The sequence below is a fragment of the Fimbriimonadaceae bacterium genome (assembly GCA_019638795.1).
GTDB lineage: Bacteria > Armatimonadota > Fimbriimonadia > Fimbriimonadales > Fimbriimonadaceae > JAHBTB01.
Window position 1 is genome coordinate 649,333 of sequence record JAHBTB010000001.1, and the last position, 15,125, is coordinate 664,457.

The 15,125-nt window shown below is 65.2% G+C and carries 16 protein-coding genes; 7 read left to right on the top strand and 9 right to left on the bottom strand.

The features are described 5' to 3' along the window. Positions 1-9 precede the first annotated feature (9 nt). The gene (locus KF857_03160) at positions 10-375 is read left to right on the top strand and encodes a hypothetical protein (protein ID MBX3110983.1); all 366 of its coding nucleotides are present in this window, start codon (positions 10-12) and stop codon (positions 373-375) included. Here KF857_03160 and KF857_03165 read toward each other — a convergent pair. The 3 genes from KF857_03165 to KF857_03175 are packed head-to-tail and all read right to left on the bottom strand — an operon-like array spanning position 339 to position 2,717. After that, positions 339-1,250 (bottom strand): tyrosine recombinase XerC, encoded by a 912-nt coding sequence (locus KF857_03165; GenBank protein MBX3110984.1) that lies wholly within the window; start codon positions 1,248-1,250, stop codon positions 339-341. The two genes, KF857_03160 and KF857_03165, sit on opposite strands and share 37 nt — an antisense overlap. After that, a complete protein-coding gene (fabF, locus tag KF857_03170; GenBank protein MBX3110985.1) occupies positions 1,216-2,478 on the bottom strand; it encodes a beta-ketoacyl-ACP synthase II in 1,263 nt (420 codons plus the stop codon). The genes KF857_03165 and fabF overlap by 35 nt, the downstream gene beginning before the upstream one ends. Then, positions 2,478-2,717 carry an acyl carrier protein gene (locus KF857_03175; GenBank protein MBX3110986.1) on the bottom strand — a complete coding sequence of 80 codons (240 nt, stop codon included), beginning with the start codon at positions 2,715-2,717 and terminating at the stop codon, positions 2,478-2,480. Before KF857_03175 ends, fabF begins: the two co-directional genes overlap by 1 nt. Positions 2,718-2,869: 152 nt before the next feature. Between KF857_03175 and KF857_03180 the strand changes: the two genes are divergently transcribed. Continuing rightward, positions 2,870-4,804 (top strand): hypothetical protein, encoded by a 1,935-nt coding sequence (locus KF857_03180; protein MBX3110987.1) that lies wholly within the window; start codon positions 2,870-2,872, stop codon positions 4,802-4,804. Between the two features lie 3 nt (positions 4,805-4,807). Here KF857_03180 and fabG read toward each other — a convergent pair whose 3' ends face one another. Together fabG and fabD are read right to left on the bottom strand one after the other, a co-directional pair. Beyond that, complete coding sequence (gene fabG, locus KF857_03185) at positions 4,808-5,536, bottom strand: 3-oxoacyl-[acyl-carrier-protein] reductase (GenBank protein MBX3110988.1); 729 nt, start codon at positions 5,534-5,536, stop codon at positions 4,808-4,810. Further along, positions 5,533-6,465 carry an ACP S-malonyltransferase gene (gene fabD, locus KF857_03190; protein MBX3110989.1) on the bottom strand — a complete coding sequence of 311 codons (933 nt, stop codon included), beginning with the start codon at positions 6,463-6,465 and terminating at the stop codon, positions 5,533-5,535. The genes fabG and fabD overlap by 4 nt, the downstream gene beginning before the upstream one ends. Before the next feature lie 65 nt (positions 6,466-6,530). Here fabD and queF point away from each other — a divergent pair, with 65 nt between their 5' ends. Genes queF through KF857_03215 form a run of 5 tightly spaced genes read left to right on the top strand, consistent with a single transcriptional unit; the run spans position 6,531 to position 10,496 of the window. Further along, the gene (gene queF, locus KF857_03195) at positions 6,531-6,881 is read left to right on the top strand and encodes a preQ(1) synthase (protein ID MBX3110990.1); all 351 of its coding nucleotides are present in this window, start codon (positions 6,531-6,533) and stop codon (positions 6,879-6,881) included. 54 nt (positions 6,882-6,935) lie between these two features. Further along, entirely contained in the window at positions 6,936-7,823 is an 888-nt protein-coding gene (locus KF857_03200; GenBank protein ID MBX3110991.1) for a decaprenyl-phosphate phosphoribosyltransferase, read from the top strand. Continuing rightward, a complete protein-coding gene (locus KF857_03205; GenBank protein MBX3110992.1) occupies positions 7,820-8,548 on the top strand; it encodes an SDR family NAD(P)-dependent oxidoreductase in 729 nt (242 codons plus the stop codon). Before KF857_03200 ends, KF857_03205 begins: the two co-directional genes overlap by 4 nt. Further along, positions 8,545-9,960 carry an FAD-binding oxidoreductase gene (locus KF857_03210; protein MBX3110993.1) on the top strand — a complete coding sequence of 472 codons (1,416 nt, stop codon included), beginning with the start codon at positions 8,545-8,547 and terminating at the stop codon, positions 9,958-9,960. The genes KF857_03205 and KF857_03210 overlap by 4 nt, the downstream gene beginning before the upstream one ends. Beyond that, positions 9,948-10,496: a hypothetical protein gene (locus KF857_03215; protein ID MBX3110994.1), complete on the top strand. Its 549-nt coding sequence runs from the start codon at positions 9,948-9,950 to the stop codon at positions 10,494-10,496. The genes KF857_03210 and KF857_03215 overlap by 13 nt, the downstream gene beginning before the upstream one ends. Here the strand turns inward: KF857_03215 and KF857_03220 are convergent. From KF857_03220 to KF857_03235, 4 genes are read right to left on the bottom strand one after another with little or no spacing between them, the layout of a single operon-like run. Continuing rightward, a complete protein-coding gene (locus tag KF857_03220) occupies positions 10,469-11,332 on the bottom strand; it encodes a sugar phosphate isomerase/epimerase (GenBank protein ID MBX3110995.1) in 864 nt (287 codons plus the stop codon). The two genes, KF857_03215 and KF857_03220, sit on opposite strands and share 28 nt — an antisense overlap. After that, positions 11,329-12,852 carry an NADH-quinone oxidoreductase subunit N gene (locus KF857_03225; protein MBX3110996.1) on the bottom strand — a complete coding sequence of 508 codons (1,524 nt, stop codon included), beginning with the start codon at positions 12,850-12,852 and terminating at the stop codon, positions 11,329-11,331. The genes KF857_03220 and KF857_03225 overlap by 4 nt, the downstream gene beginning before the upstream one ends. Beyond that, on the bottom strand, positions 12,849-13,409 hold the full coding sequence (locus tag KF857_03230) for a hypothetical protein (GenBank protein MBX3110997.1): 561 nt from the start codon (positions 13,407-13,409) through the stop codon (positions 12,849-12,851). The genes KF857_03225 and KF857_03230 overlap by 4 nt, the downstream gene beginning before the upstream one ends. Next, positions 13,409-15,124, bottom strand: coding sequence for an NADH-quinone oxidoreductase subunit M (locus KF857_03235; protein ID MBX3110998.1), 1,716 nt, complete (start codon positions 15,122-15,124; stop codon positions 13,409-13,411). Before KF857_03235 ends, KF857_03230 begins: the two co-directional genes overlap by 1 nt. Position 15,125: the final 1 nt, after the last annotated feature.

The following is a 15,125-nucleotide window of genomic DNA, read 5'->3' on the forward strand; positions in this document are numbered from 1 at the left end:
GTGCAACCCATGAAATTCGTGCTGGTCACAAAAGACGCCGAGGTCGTCAGCGCGACCGTGGGTGCCTTCCAGCCCGACGACCGACTTGTCGTGACCGAGGACTGGCGGCACGCCCTGGACGAATGTCACGACGCAGACCTCCTCTTTGTCGACCTCGTGGCGACCCTGGAAAAACCGCACAAGATCGCCGGATACGAAGCGTTCGCCGAAGCGAAGATGGCGCACGGCACCGCCAACGGCACACCCCTCGTCCTCATCTCCCCGCCGGACGACTATGAACTCGACTTCATGGCCGGATTCCCCGACTTCGTCTTCGCCCATCTCCGCCGACCGCTCAACTACAAGATCTTCCGGCGCGCGTCGACGTGGGTCTGACCGCCCTTCGGGTGCGCCTTGGCCACCGCGTCGCGGAGTCGTTCGACACTGACATGCGTGTAAACCTGGGTGGTCGCCAACCGTTCGTGCCCGAGGAGTTGTTGCACTGACTTCAGGCCCGCCCCGCCGTCGAGGAGGTGGGTCGCAAAGCTGTGGCGCAAGGTGTGCGGTGTCACCGTGTCCGGGAGACCGGCCGCCCGAGCCCATCGGTGCACAAGCTTCTGGACCGTCCTTGTCGTCAACCTTCCCCCCTTCGCGTTGGTGAACAGGGGGTCCCCCTGCCCGGGCGTGACCCGTTCCTCCTCCATATAGGCGGTGACGGCGCGCCGGCACGCGTCGCCAAAGACGACGACCCGCTCCTTGTCACCTTTGCCGCGGACGGTGGCCACACCTCGCTCGAGGTCCAGGTCGCCGACGTCAAGTCCTACCAATTCGCTGGCCCGTAACCCGGCGCCGTAGGCCGTCTCCAAGACTGCTTGGTCGCGCAACGGTGTCCGGCCGGGCGGTGGTTGGTCCAGCAACGCTTCGGTCTGAGTCCGGCTGAGCGCCTTGGGCAGCCTACGACGTTTGTACGGCGTGGCCAGTGCCTCGGTGGGGTCCGTGTCGAGAACCCCGACCGCCTGGAGGTAGCGGACGAACGTCCGCAGGGCGGAGAGCTTGCGCGCCCGGGTCCCCGGCGTGACTCCGTATCGACGGAGGTAGTCCCGCAACGTCCCAGGCGAAAGATCGAACGTGCCCTCGGTGACGAGGCACAACTGGGTCAGGTCGACGGCGTAGCTCCGGACGGTGTGGGCCGAGCGCATGGCCCGGAGTTGGTCCAGGAAGGATTGGACCAGCTCGTCAAGGGTTGTGCCGGCGGAAGACGAGAGTGGCATTGTGCCCTCCGAACCCGAACGAGTTGCTGAGAACGGCGTCGACCTGGGTCGGGCGCGCGACGTTCGGGATGTAGTCTAGGTCGCACTCGGGGTCCGGCGTCTCGTAGTTCGCCGTCGGCGGCAGGACGCCTTCGGTGATCGCCTTGATCGAGACGATCGCCTCGACGGCCCCGGCCGCGCCGAGCAAGTGCCCGATCATCGACTTGGTGCTGCTCACCGGTATCTTGGCGGCCAAGTCGCCGAAGGCCCGCTTGATCGCCAAGGTCTCAAACTTGTCGTTGTAGGGGGTCGAGGTGCCGTGGGCGTTGATATAGCCGATCCCCTCTTTGCCCAACCCGGCCCGCTTGACTGCCATTTCCATGGCCCGGCGGGCTCCGTCGCCTTCGTTGTCCGGCATCGTGATGTGGAACGCGTCGCCGCTCATTCCGTAGCCCACGATCTCGGCATAGATCCTTGCCCCGCGGGCGATGGCGTGGTCGCGGTCTTCCAGGACGAGGACACCCGACCCTTCGCCCATGACAAACCCGTCTCGACCGGCGTCAAAGGGACGCGACGCCTTGCTGCCCGCCTCGTTGTTGGTGGTCATCGCCCGGGCCGCGCAAAAGCCGGCGAGCCCGATAGGGTTGATCGGTGCTTCTGCACCACCTGCCAACATCGCCACCGCGTCACCTCGCTTGATGATGTGGTAGGCGTCTCCGATCGAGTTCGCCCCGGTGGCACAAGCCGTGACCACACAGGTGTTCGGCCCCTTGAACCCTTGCAGGATCGAAACGTAGCCGCTGGCCATGTCGGGGATCATGTAGGGGACGAGGAACGGCGACACCCGGCCCGGGCCGTCTTTGTGGAGGCGCTCCGTCTGCTCGGTCATCATCGTCAGCCCGCCGATGCCGCTCCCGATGAGGACGCCGGTCTGCTCTTTGAGTTCGGCGTCGTCGGTGGGGAACTTGGCGTCGTCGACCGCCATCTGCGCCGCCGCGGCGGCAAAGGCGATGAAGCGGTCGATCCGACGCGCCTCCTTCTTGTCGAGCCAGACCGACGCGTCGAAGTCTTTGACTTCGGCGGCGATCTGGGTCGGATAGTCGGCCGGGTCCATCAGTGTGATGGGCCCGACACCGCTTTCACCCGCGACGACACGGGGCCAAAAGTCAGCGACGCTGTTACCGAGCGGGGTGACCGCACCGAGCCCCGTCACCACCACCCGACCCGAAGGCTGGGCGGGCAAAGCCATTAGCTGGTCAACTTTTCGATGTATGCGACCACGTCACCGACGGTTTTAATGTTTGCGGCGTCGTCGTCCGGGACGTCGATGCTGAACTGCGCTTCGACGGCCATGACCAACTCGACGATGTCAAGGGAGTCAGCACCCAGGTCCTCCGTGAACGAGGACTCGGCCTTGACCTCACTCTCTTGGACACCAAGCTCTTCGCAAACGATCTTCTTCACCTTTTCAAAAACGTTGTCCGCCATGGATCAAATCCTGCTCCGACCAGCGTCTGTCCGAAGCCGCACTATATTACTACGCGGGCCGCGCTGACGCCACGGGACGTGGCCGCAAATGGACAGTGTCAGAATGGGACTGCGCTGATGGAACGGCCTGTCACGCGCCACGGATGATCAAGATGAGTCGCCCTCTTGTCCGCGTCCCGGTTCTAGCCGCGTTGGCCACCGCCGCGTTACTCGGGTGGGTCGGCTATCGCTGTTGGGACTACTACGGCCGCCCCTTGACCGAGGCCGACCTGCAATCAGCCTCGCCCGACCGACTGGCCGTCGGCCTGGGATCCGGCTCGATGCGCGACAAGGTCGCCGCCAAGCTGTTTGAGTCAGGCCCGTCGGGTTGGAAGGCCCTCGTGAGGGCGTTACGGTCGCCGGACGTCTATGCTCGGCGCCAGGCGGCCCAGACGCTCGCGGGCCTGCGCTACTTGGCCCTCGAGTCGGGTGTGGCGGCGGCGGCAGACGACACGGACAAGCTGGCCCGGGCCTACAAGATCGCCGCCCTCGCCGCCAACGGCGGTCGCAAGTCCATGCCCTACTTCGTGGCCTTTGCCAAGGAGGTCGGGCGGGAGAGGCATCTTTCTCCGAGCCAGCAGTTCGCCGTCGGCCGCGTCGCCAGCCTCATGGCCAGCATCAACACTCCGGAGGCCCTGTCCGTCCTCTTGGACCTGGTTCCGACCGGCGACACGCAGGTGGTCTTCGCGTTGACGGACTTCGATGCCGCAGAGGCCAGGTCCGCGCTCGACTCGCACCGTGCGGCTATGGACTTGAGGCAGCGGCTCCAGGCCGAACTGCGGGTTCCTGGCGACGCTGACCCGGCGGTCAAGGCCCTGGCCTTGTCGATCACGACCAGCCCCTCTGCGCTGGATGCGCTTACCCCGGACCAACTCAAGGCCCTGGCCCAGGGTGTGCCGACGACGTCGTTAGAACCAGGAACGCCGGCCTACGCCGCCCTGTTGGCTGGCCAATTCCTCGGTAACCCCCGATCGGCCCTGGACACGTCGGCCGACGCGCCCGACCTCGGCCTGCAACGGTGGGCCCCGGTCCTCGAAAAGGCGACCCCGAAGACGGCGGCACAAGACCTTGACGAGTTGCTTAGGGTCAACGGGCTGGTCCACGCCGCCTATACCGGCCAAGTGACCGACAAACCAAGCCTCGTCGCCATGGTCAGGTCGGACCCCGGCGGGGCGGTGCCCCGACTGAGGGCGCTTGTCCGAGACCCGCGGCGGCTCGCCTCGCTGGTCCCCCAGGCAAGGCTTGAACTGCTCAAACTTTCGACCGACCCTGCGGACATCGAACTGGTGAACGGCAGTGTCTTCCCCGTCAAGGGCCCGCACGACGCGACCTTTGTCGAGACTGTACTCCGCCTGCCCGGCGGCGCTTCGACCCTTGTCAGCCTCCTGGCGTCACAGGGAACGACAGACCTTGATTTGACGGACATGCTTTCGGCGTTGAGGAAGGTGCCGTCGTCCTTGGTGACCACCGAGGTGAGGAGGGCGGCGGTCGCCGCCGCCAAGCGGGTGGCTTGGCAAGACATCCGCCACCTTGACCCCGCCTGGTGCCGTGAGTTCGGCGACGACGACACGAAGGAAAAGTACGCCCTCCTCCTCGGCAACAACCGCTACGCCGACCGAATTGCGGCGCTGCGATACTTCGCCGCGAGCGGCCACAAGTTGATCGGTGACGAACTGAAGTTGACGTCCGGAAGGGGCATGGTCGACGAGACCGTCGCCTGTGTCGAGGTCGTCGGGGAAAACCGACTGACCGACCAGCTTCCCTTTGTCCTGGCCAAACTCGACGACCCGCGTTGGCGAGTCCGCGAGGCCGTCGCCTACACACTGAGGCTGCTCGACACGCCAGAGTCGGCGACCGGGCTCCTCAAGCTCAGGAGCGACCCAAACAAGGCGGTTTCCTTCACCGCCAGTGACCCCCGGTTCGCCGAGTTCCACCTTCAGCTCAACGGGAGGCGGGCAGCCGGCCCGGACGACCCTGTCGCCGAGGTCAAAGAGAAGCCCCGGATCTCCGCGATGCCGGGCCCGCTCCGGATGACCGACCGGCCCTGAGCCCTACAGGGTCAGGCCACCGTCGACGGTCAGGACTTGCCCGGTCAGGTAACCCGCGTCGTCACTCGCCAGAAAGGCGACGACCCCGGCGATGTCTGACCCCTCGCCAAGCCGCCCGAGGGGGGCGTTCTTGACCACGCCCTCCCGCATCTCGTCCGAGAGTTCGGCCGTCATGTCGGTGTCGATGAACCCTGGGGCGACCGCGTTCACGGTCACGCCACGGCTCCCGAGTTCCTTGGCCAAGCTCATCGTCAGACCGACGATGCCCGCCTTGCTGGCCGAATAGTTGACCTGGCCTGCCGCCCCGTGAAGGCCGACAACGCTGGAGATGTTCACGATACGGCCCCGACGTGCCTTCATCATGCCTTTGAGCACGGCCTTGCAACAGTTGAAGGTGCCCTTCAAGTTCACGTCGATGACGCGGTCCCAGTCGTCCTCCTTCATGCGCAGGGCCAGGGTGTCCCGGGTCAGGCCGGCGTTGTTGACGAGCACGTCGATCTTGCCGAAATCGGCCTCGATCTGGGCGAACACGGCCTCGACCGCCGCGGTGTCGCTGACGTCCAACCCGTACGCCTTGCCTCCCGTCGCCTGTGCCGTCGGTTCGGCGTTCGCCGCCGAGGTCGCGACGCAGGCCACTTTGGCCCCCTCGCTGGCAAACCGTTCGGCAATCGACCGGCCGATGCCTCGGCTGGCCCCGGTGACGACGACGACAGTGCCTTCAAATCTTCTCATGCGCTTTCCTTAAGGGTGGCGACGGTGGCCTCCAGCGTCGCGGTGTCCACGACGGTCAGGCCGGTCGTGTCCTTGTCGATACGGCGAAGCAATCCTTTCAGCACGTCGCCGCTCCCGCATTCCACCTGGGTGGAGAATCCGTCGGCCACCATCGCCTGGACCGACTCCGTCCACCGGACAAGGCTCTTGAGCTGTTGCTCCAGCAGAGTCGGCCAATCGGAACCGGGTCGGGCCGTGACATTGCTGTACACGGGGGCGTGCCCAGGGTTGAACGTCGCCGATCCCAGGGCCTCGGCCATTTGGGCGGCGGGCTGCTCCATGAGCGGGCTATGGAACGCTCCGCTGACGTTCAGCGGGATCACCCGCTTCGCCCCTTTCTCGGACAGCTTGGCGCTGGCCGCCTGGACGGCGTCCATGTCGCCGCTGATCACCATCTGCCCTGGACAGTTGTCGTTGGCGAGGACGCAGACTCCGGAAGGCGCCACGCAGGCGCAGACGGCTTCGATCGTGTCTCGCTCGAGTCCGAGGACCGCCGCCATCGTCCCGGGCCGGCTCTTGCCGGCCGACGCCATGATCTCGCCACGGCGTCGGACTAGGCGTGCCCCTTCGGCGACACTGAGGACACCGGCCGCGGCCAGGGCCGCGTATTCGCCCACGCTGTGCCCGGCGAACGCCTCGGCCTCGACGCCAGGTTCCGCCCCTCGGAACGCGTAGTAGGCGGCCAGCGAGCAAGTGTAGAGCGCGATCTGGGCGTTCTGGGTCTCCCGCAAAGTCTCTTCGTCGCTTTCGAAGCACAAAGTGGCGACGTTGAGCCCCGTCGCACTTTCCACCTCGTCAAAGACTTGCCTCGCGTAAGGGTCCTTGGCGTAGAGGTCTGCCCCCATACCAGGCCTCTGGGACCCCTGACCAGGAAAAACGACCGCGACCATGTCCCGAAAATCTACCATGGCGGGCCGCAGGGCCAGACTCCCGTGCTAGGTACCCTGCACGTCGCATGGGTGCCGACATCCTTGAGACCTTTCCTAACCCGAACCCGGGCCGCGACTACCTGATCACCCACGTCTGCCCCGAGTTCACGAGCGTGTGTCCGAAAACGGGCCAGCCCGACTTCGCCACGATCGAACTTGACTACGTCCCCGACCAGACCTGTGTCGAGCTGAAGTCCTTGAAGCTCTACTACTACAGCTTTCGGAACGAGGGCATCTACTACGAGGCGGTCACCAACCGCCTCTTGGACGAACTTGCCGGCGCGACCAAGCCTCGATGGATGCGGGTCACCGGCCGGTTCAACGTCCGGGGCGGCATCAGCAGTGTCGTCGTGTGCGAAACTGGGCCAAGGCCATAGGCGCGGGAAACCCCTGAGCCCGTCGGTCCGTTGCAGTAGTCGAAAGCAGACGCCATGGCCCCCTACGTCCGACTGGCCCGCCTCAAGCAGTGGTCGAAGAACATCCTCGTCTTCGCCGCCTTTCTGTTCAGCGGACGGATCCTCGACCCCGTGGCCTGGAAGCAGGCGCTCATCGCCTTCTTTGCCTTCGGCCTCGTCAGTTCGGCCTGCTACATCTTCAACGACCTGGCCGACATCGAACGGGACCGCCAACACCCGGACAAGAAGCACCGTCCCCTCGCCTCGGGAGCGGTCCTGCCCACCGTCGGTGTCGCGATGGCCGTGGTCCTCTTGGCCGGGGGGCTTGCCCTCGGGTTCTTCGACGACATCTGGGTGGGCACTGTCCTCGTCGCCTATGCGTTGATGCAAGGCGCCTACAACCTGTGGGTCAAGGCCGTCCCCGTCCTCGACGTTTTCTGGATCGCCACGGGGTTTGTGCTCCGGGCCGGTGTCGGCGCCCAAGCGATCCATGTGCCGATCTCCGGCTGGCTGCTTTTCTGCACCGGGGCGTTCGCCCTCATGCTCGGCTTTGCCAAGCGACGCCATGAGTTCGTCCTTCAAGGCGAGGAGTGCGACCAGTCGAGGGCCAGCCTCGTCCACTACACCCTCGGCACGCTCAACATGTACGTCGGCATCTTCTCCGGCATGGCCGCAATGAGCTACAGCATCTATTGCGTCAGCAGCCGCACCGCCCACGACTATCCGGGCATCCTCCTCACCGCCCCCTTCGTCATCTATGCCATCAGCCGGTACGTCCTCCTCGTCTTTAGTCAAAACGAGGGCGGAGAGCCCGCGGAGATCCTGTTGCACGACCGCCACATCCTCTTCAGCGTCATCGGCTTCCTCGTCGCAGCCGCCGTCGCCCTCAAGGGGTTCGCGGTGCCGATCGTGGGGGTGGGATGAAGGACTTTCAACACGCGATCGTCGTGGGTGCCTCCAGCGGCATCGGCGCCGAACTGGCCAAGCAACTCTTGGAGTCGGGTTGCCGGGTGGCCTTGGTCGCGCGCCGGCGCGACCGACTTGAAGCCGTCGCCGCCAACCACCCGGACTCGGCCGTCGTCGCCGAGCATGACGTCCACGACACCGCCGCCGTGCCTGCCCTGTTCCAAGACCTGTGCCGTCAGCTTGGCGGGCTCGACCTCGTCGTCTATGCCAGCGGGGTCATGCCACCCGTAGGAGCCCACGAGTACGACACCGCCAAGGACCTGGAGATGGTCGCGGTCAACCTAGCCGGGGCGGTCGCCTGGCTTAATGAAGCGGCCGTCCGCTTTGAAGGGGTCAAGGCCGGCACGATCATCGGACTGGGCAGTGTCGCGGGGGACCGGGGCCGCTCAGGGCAGCCGGTCTACAACACGACCAAGGCCGCCCTGGCCACCTACCTCGAGGCGCTGCGCAACCGCCTGGCCAAGCAGGGCGTGACCGTCGTGACCGTCAAGCCCGGTCCGACGCAGAGCGAGATGACCGCCCACCTGCCCCAGGGCAAGATGATGCCCGCCGCCGAGGCTGCCCGCCGCATCCTCGGCAAAGCCCACCGGACGGGCGAACACTATCTTTCGCCCGCCCACGCCGTGGCGTTCCTCATTATCCGTCACATCCCGTCGTGGTTGTTCCGACGCACCAAGATATGATCGAACGCGACCGGATCGTCCGGCTATCAGGATTCGGCGGCAGCCAGTCGGCGGACGGATTCCTGTATCGTCCCGGTTCGCTTGACGCCGTGTCCGAAGTCCTCGCCCTGGCCCGTCGGGAGGGCCGGCAAGTCGTCCTCCGGGGGGCGGGACGGAGCTACGGCGACGCCGCGGTCGCCGGCGAGGCGGTGGCCCTTGACCTTTCGCGGATGGACAACGTCCGATCTTTCGACCCGGCGACCGGCGTCATCGACGTGGGGCCCGGGGCGACGATCGAGGCCCTGTGGCGGCACACGCTGGAAGACGGCTGGTGGCCCAGCGTCGTCAGCGGCACGATGTACCCGACCGTGGCCGGGGCCCTCGCGATGAACATCCACGGTAAGAACGCGTTCCGCGTCGGCACTCTGGGCGAGAACACCCTGTCCGTCGACGTCTTGCGAGCGGACGGGTCGCTGGTGACTCTGGGTCGGGACGATCCCGGGTTCACCGACGTCGTGAGCGGGGCGGGCCTGCTTGGCGTCGTGGTGGGTGCACGGCTCCAAATGAAGCGCGTCACAAGCGGGGCGCTCGACGTCGAGGCAGTTTCATGCGCGGACTGGGACGCCCAGTTCGAGGCCTTCACCCGCCATGAGGCGACCGCCGACTACATGGTGTCGTGGCTGGACGCCTTCGCCTCCGGCCCTTCGGCCGGCCGCGGCGTCTTCCACGCCGCCCGGCACCGGACGACAACGGACATAGACATCCCCTCTCTCCGACCGGACGCCCAAGACCTTCCCGACACGATCATGGGCCTCGTGCCCAAGTCGGTGGTCTGGCGGTTCCTGAAGCCCCTCAACAACCGGGTCGGGATGAGGTTTGTCAACTGGGCCAAGCACACCTCCGGCGTGCTTATGGAAGACGGCAAGTCGTTCGGCCAAAGCCTCGTGGCGTTTTCGTTTCTCTTGGACTACGTCCCCGGATGGCAGCGGGCTTACGACCCCGGCGGCCTCGTCCAGTACCAGTCGTTCGTCCCTCGCGAGGCCGCCCCGCGGGTCTTTGCCCGACAGTTCGAGATCCAGCGAGAACGCGGGTTAGAGAACTTCCTCAGCGTCCTGAAACTCCATCGCCCCGACCCGTTCATGTTCAGCCACGGGGTGGACGGGTTCTCTTTGGCCCAAGACTTCAAGGTCACCACCGCCAACCGGGAAGGGCTGCGCCGCTTGGCCGAGACGATGAGCGACCTGGTGTTGGAGGCCGGCGGGCGCTTCTACCTGGCCAAAGACAGCCTCCTCCGTCCCACTGATTTCGCCCAAAGCTTGGGTGAGGCCGGAATGGCAAGGTACTGGGCGGCCAAGGCCGCCTGGGATCCCGACGCCCTGTTCAGCAGTTCGCTGGCCCGACGTCTCCAACTGGACCCCCGATGCGCGTCCTGACCACTGGCTTCGGCCCGTTTCTCCGCGTCACCGAAAACCCTTCGGCATGGCTCGTCGAGCGATGTGGGGCGCCATTTGTGGTCCTGCCGGTGGGGTACGACGCCGTCGACGCCTTCTTGGAGGGACTTGACCCGTCGTCATTCGACGCCTTGGTAATGGTCGGCGTCCATGGCCGGGCGCGGAAAATCCGCCTGGAATGCGTGGCGCGGAACGTCGTGGGCGGCACACCAGGATCGGACGGCCAAGCCCGGCGCCCTGGCCGCATTGATCCGAAGGGGCCAGACCGGATCCGGACGTCCCTCTGGCGCGAAGTGGTCTGGCCCGGAGCTGCCGACCATTTCACTCTGGCCGACAACGCCGGGGACTACCTGTGCAACTACAGCTTTTACCGGGCGGCGTCTCGGTTCCCTGAAAAGCGCGTCGGCTTCGTCCATGTGCCGCCGTTCGACCGCATGGAGCGGGAGACACAGCGCGAAGCCCTGCAGAAGCTGGTCTCAGAGATTTCGGCTCAGGCGATGCCGACCGAGTCGAGATAACGCCGGGCGTTGTTCAGCGACGCTTCGACTGCCTTCTTGCAGTCAGGGAGGTCACCCTCGTACTCCAGGTTGACCCAGCCGTCGAACCCGGCAGACCGCAGGGCTTGGACGCACGCGTCAAGGTCGACGTCGCCCTCGCCAATGACGGTGCCGACAAACGGAGTCCCGTCCAAGGAATGGTAGACCCGTCCCTCACCCTCACCTTGGGCAAAGTCCTTGAAGTGGACCATGTAGGCGAGGCTGGCCACCGCACGGATCGCTTCGTGGCTTTGTTGTCCGACGAGTTGGAAGTTGCCCGTGTCCGGGTTCGCGCCGAGGGCGTCATGACCACAACGGGCCCGCACGTCGGAAATGATCCCGGCGACTTGGTCGCCTCGCCCCGCCAGCTTGCCGTGGTTCTCCAGGGCCAAGCGGACGCCTTTCTCTTGGGCGTAGTCGGCACCGGCGGCGAGGCCGTCGATGATCCAGCCGCGCGCCTCTTCGAACCCAAACGAAGCGTCGGCGGGCACGTCCCCGGCAAACACTCGGACTACTTTCGCCCCGTATTTGACCGCCTCGTCGACACCAAACGTGATCTTCTTGAGGTGGACCTCTCGTTCCTCCGCCGTCGGCTTGGCGAAGTTCTGCGCCACGCTGAAGACCCCGACGGGAAGTCCGGACTTGGCGAGGGCGCCCATGGCGGCGGCCCGGTCGACCTCGACGTCCTTGTAGAAGAAGTCGAGAAGCTCGACCCCGTCGGCCCCGATCCGCTCCGCCTCGTGGATGAACGACACAATGTCCATCCGGCCGGCCTGGACCTCGGTCACATAGCTGTACATGCTGACGCCTAGCTTCATCGCCTCACCAATTCTTGTTGAGGCTGGACCTTCCCCTCAGCCGGCGGGGTTTGTTTGAGGGATTCCGCTCGCGTCGACGACAGGATGTAGCCGCCGAACATCGAGGCGAAGAGGACGCCGGCCCCGCACACACACGCGGCGACGGTCAGGCCGGTGCCCGGCTTGCGCGAGACCGGTCGGGCCGCCCCTTCGTCGCTGACGAACGCGGCGACCATGATCTGCAGGTAGTAGTAGGCGCTCACCGCCGAATTGACGGCCAAGACGATCGCCAAGGGTGCCAGACCGACGCGTAAGGCGTCGATGAAGATGAGCTGCTTGCCAAAGAACCCGACGGTCGGCGGGATGCCGATCAGCGACGCCAAGAACAAGACGAGCATGACCGTAGCGAAGGGAGCCCGCTTGTAGAGGCCGTAGATATCCTGGTACCGGGAGCCGTCGCGCTGGCCCTTGGCGGCAAGGCTGACGACGGCAAAGGCACCCACCGTCATCGCCGCGTAGCCGATCAAGTAGAACACCGTCGTGCCCAGGCTGACCTTGGTGGGGTCCTTGATGTAGGCGAGGAGCGCGACCAAGAGATAGCCCGCGTGGGCGATGGCCGAGTAGCCAAGGGCGCGCTTGACGTCCTTCTGCACCAGGGCGACCAAGTTACCGACGCACATCGTCGCGATGGCGGCCCAATACAAGGCCTCGAACCAGAAGTGCGCCAACGGAACCGTCGCGACAAGAACCCGGGCCAACGCACCGAACGCGGCGGTCTTTGTCACCGCCGCCATAAAGGCAGACACGTTGGTCGGAGCCCCTTGGTACACGTCGGGAGTCCACTGGTGGAAGGGAACGAGCGACGCCTTGAACCCCAGGCCGACGAGGACCAGGGCGATGCCAAAGGCGGGGAGCGGCGCGGTGGTGGAGTCAAGCGCGGTGATCGCCTTGGTGATGTCGGGGAGCGCCAGCGAACCCGAAGCACCGAAGAGGAAAGCCATGCCGTACAGCAAGAACGCCGAGGCGAACGCGCCGAGCAAGAAGTACTTCAGGGCCGACTCTTCGGACCGCGCCTCTTGGCGGCTCATTCCGGCCAGGCAGTAGAGCCCGATGCTGAGAATCTCCAACCCCACAAAGAGCATGAGCAGGTTGTCGGTGGAGACCATCACCATGGCGCCGGACAGCGACCACAGGGTGAGCGGGTAGTACTCACCGAAGGCGATGCGCTTTTCCCGAAGGTAATCCTCACTGAACATGAGGCAGACCGCCGTCGCACCGACGAGGACCAACTGGAGAAGCACGGCAAACTGGTCTCGGACCACCATTCCCCCGAGGGTCTTGGTGGCGGGCAGGGCCAACTGGGACAAAAGTATCCCGAAGCTGGCGATGACGCCCGCGAGCGAGACACCCAGGATCAGGCCGTTGTCCCGCTTTGGCTGGATGGTCTCCAAGAGGAGGGCGACGATGCCAGTGACGGCGACGACGACGAACGGCAGGATGACGCCGAAATCAATGCTGGGGATGGCGACGTGCAGGTTCATCGTGGCCTCCGGTCAGGGACGGGGCCAACCAGCCTCACGTCGGCAGTCGGATGGTCGGCGAGCAGGCGGCCCGGCCGCAGGGCACGGATCTCCGCCGGTTCGGGGGTCGTCCCCGCCCAGCCGAAGAGGTCGGCAGGCAGGTCGCTGACAAAGTCGGTGTAGGCGTCGTCTCGGTCGGCGACAAAAACCACCACCTCCACCTTGGCGCGAGTGTCGGCGAGGATTTCGCGGTCGTGTTCCAAGAAAAGCCCGCCATACTGCATCGGCGTGAAGGCGGCGGGGCAGGCCCCTTCGATCCAATAAAGGACGCCGGTCGATCCGGCGCGCAGGGCCTCCGTGATCGCCGCCCGGGTCTCAGCGACCAGCCCGGCCACGGTGCCGTCAGCCCCGACCGGGTCGCGGCGGACCTGGTCAAGAAACGCGGCGACGTCGCACCGGGCCGAAACCGACGAGACCAGGGTCAGGCCAGGCGTCCCCGGTGTCGCAGAGACCACGACGTCGGCCGGTTGGCCGAACGACAATGTCTCCGCCGTCGCGACTCGACTGGCCTCCAGCATCATCGCCGCCCTCCCATCGCCACCACCGGGCCCTTGAAGTCGTCGGACAGGTAGTAATCGTTGGTCATCACCCGCTTGACTTCGGTGTACGACCCGACGTCGCTTCGTTCCTGCACCCGCAAGAGGTCGCCTTCCGCGTTGACCTCGTAGGTCAGGTCACCCCACAGCGGTCGGGCGTTCTCACGGTTCACGACCATCTGGCGCGTGGCGTCAAGGGCGGCCTCCGTCGACTTCATGAATGTGTTCGGCATGACGCCGCCCCAGAAAATGAAGACGATGAAGACGCTGACCAGGCCGATCTCCCACGGCTTAAGGTCTTTGAGGCCCTTCAGCGTCGGGTTGGTGATCTGCCCGTAGAAGAGCTTTTGGAACATCCACAGCAGGTAGACCGCGGCGAGGATGACGCCGATACCAGCGAAGATATAGAGCAGGTGGTGGCCGTCGGCAAAGGTGCGCTGGAACCCGCCGGCCATGGCGAGGAACTCGCCGACGAAGCCGTTGAGGCCCGGAAGCCCGACGCTGGACAACATGACGATCAGGAACAGGGCGGCGTAGACCGGCATCTGCGCCTTGAGCCCGCCCATCGCCTTGAACTCGCGGGTGTGGATGCGCTCATAAAGCAGGCCGATCAAGAGGAACAACGCGCCCGTGCTGATGCCGTGGTTCAGCTGCTGGTAGGCGCCTCCCACCATGCCGGTGTGCGTCAAGCTGAAAATGCCGTACATGACGAAGCCCATGTGGGCCACCGACGAGTACGCGACCAGCTTTTTGACGTCGGGTTGGACCGCCGCGACGATCGCCCCGTAGATGATGCCGATCACCGCGAGGGTGAGCATGATGTACATGTTCGCCATCGTCGCGTTCGGAAAGATCGGCATCACGATCCGCAGGAACCCGTAAGTGCCCATCTTGAGCAGCACGCCGGCCAAGATGATGGACCCTGCCGTCGGCGCTTCGGTGTGGGCGTCCGGCAACCACGTGTGGAACGGGAACATCGGACACTTGACCATCAGGGCAAGCGAGAACGCCCAGAACAAGACACTTTGGAGCCATCCGCCGTCGGCCCCCTGCCACAGTTGCCCGGTCGCCACCGCGTTCTGAATCTTGATCAGGTCGAACGTGAACTCATGCGAGGGCATCACGGTGGCGTAGCGGTTGGCCACGGCGATGATCCCCAGGAGCATGAAGATCGAGGCGAGGAACGTGTAGAGGAAGAACTTGACCGCGGCGTAGTTGCGTTGCGCCCCTCCCCAGATCCAGATCAACATCGCCATCGGGATCAAGGTGAACTCGAAGAAGGTGTAGAAGAGGATCAGGTCGAGGGAGACGAACACCCCGAGCATCGCCGCTTCGAGCAACAGCATCAGGACAAAGTACGCCTTGACCCGTTTGTCGACGTAGACGCTGAACACCGCCGACAGGAAGGTCAGCAAGGTCGTGAGTAGGAACAGCCACACGCTGATCCCGTCCACACCGACCTTATAGGTGATGCCCAGTTGGGGCAACCAGGGGACCGACTCCACGAGTTGGAGGTGGTACGACTGCCCCTTGAAAACGCTGAGGACCGACAGCGAGACGATAAACGCCGCCGCCGAGACGAGGATGGCCAAGCCCTTGATCGCCTTTTTGTAGGTTTCGGGGACCAGGGCGAGCAGTAGGGCACCGACCGCCGGGACGGCGATGGTCAGGGTGAGGATGCCAGAACCGTTGTTCACC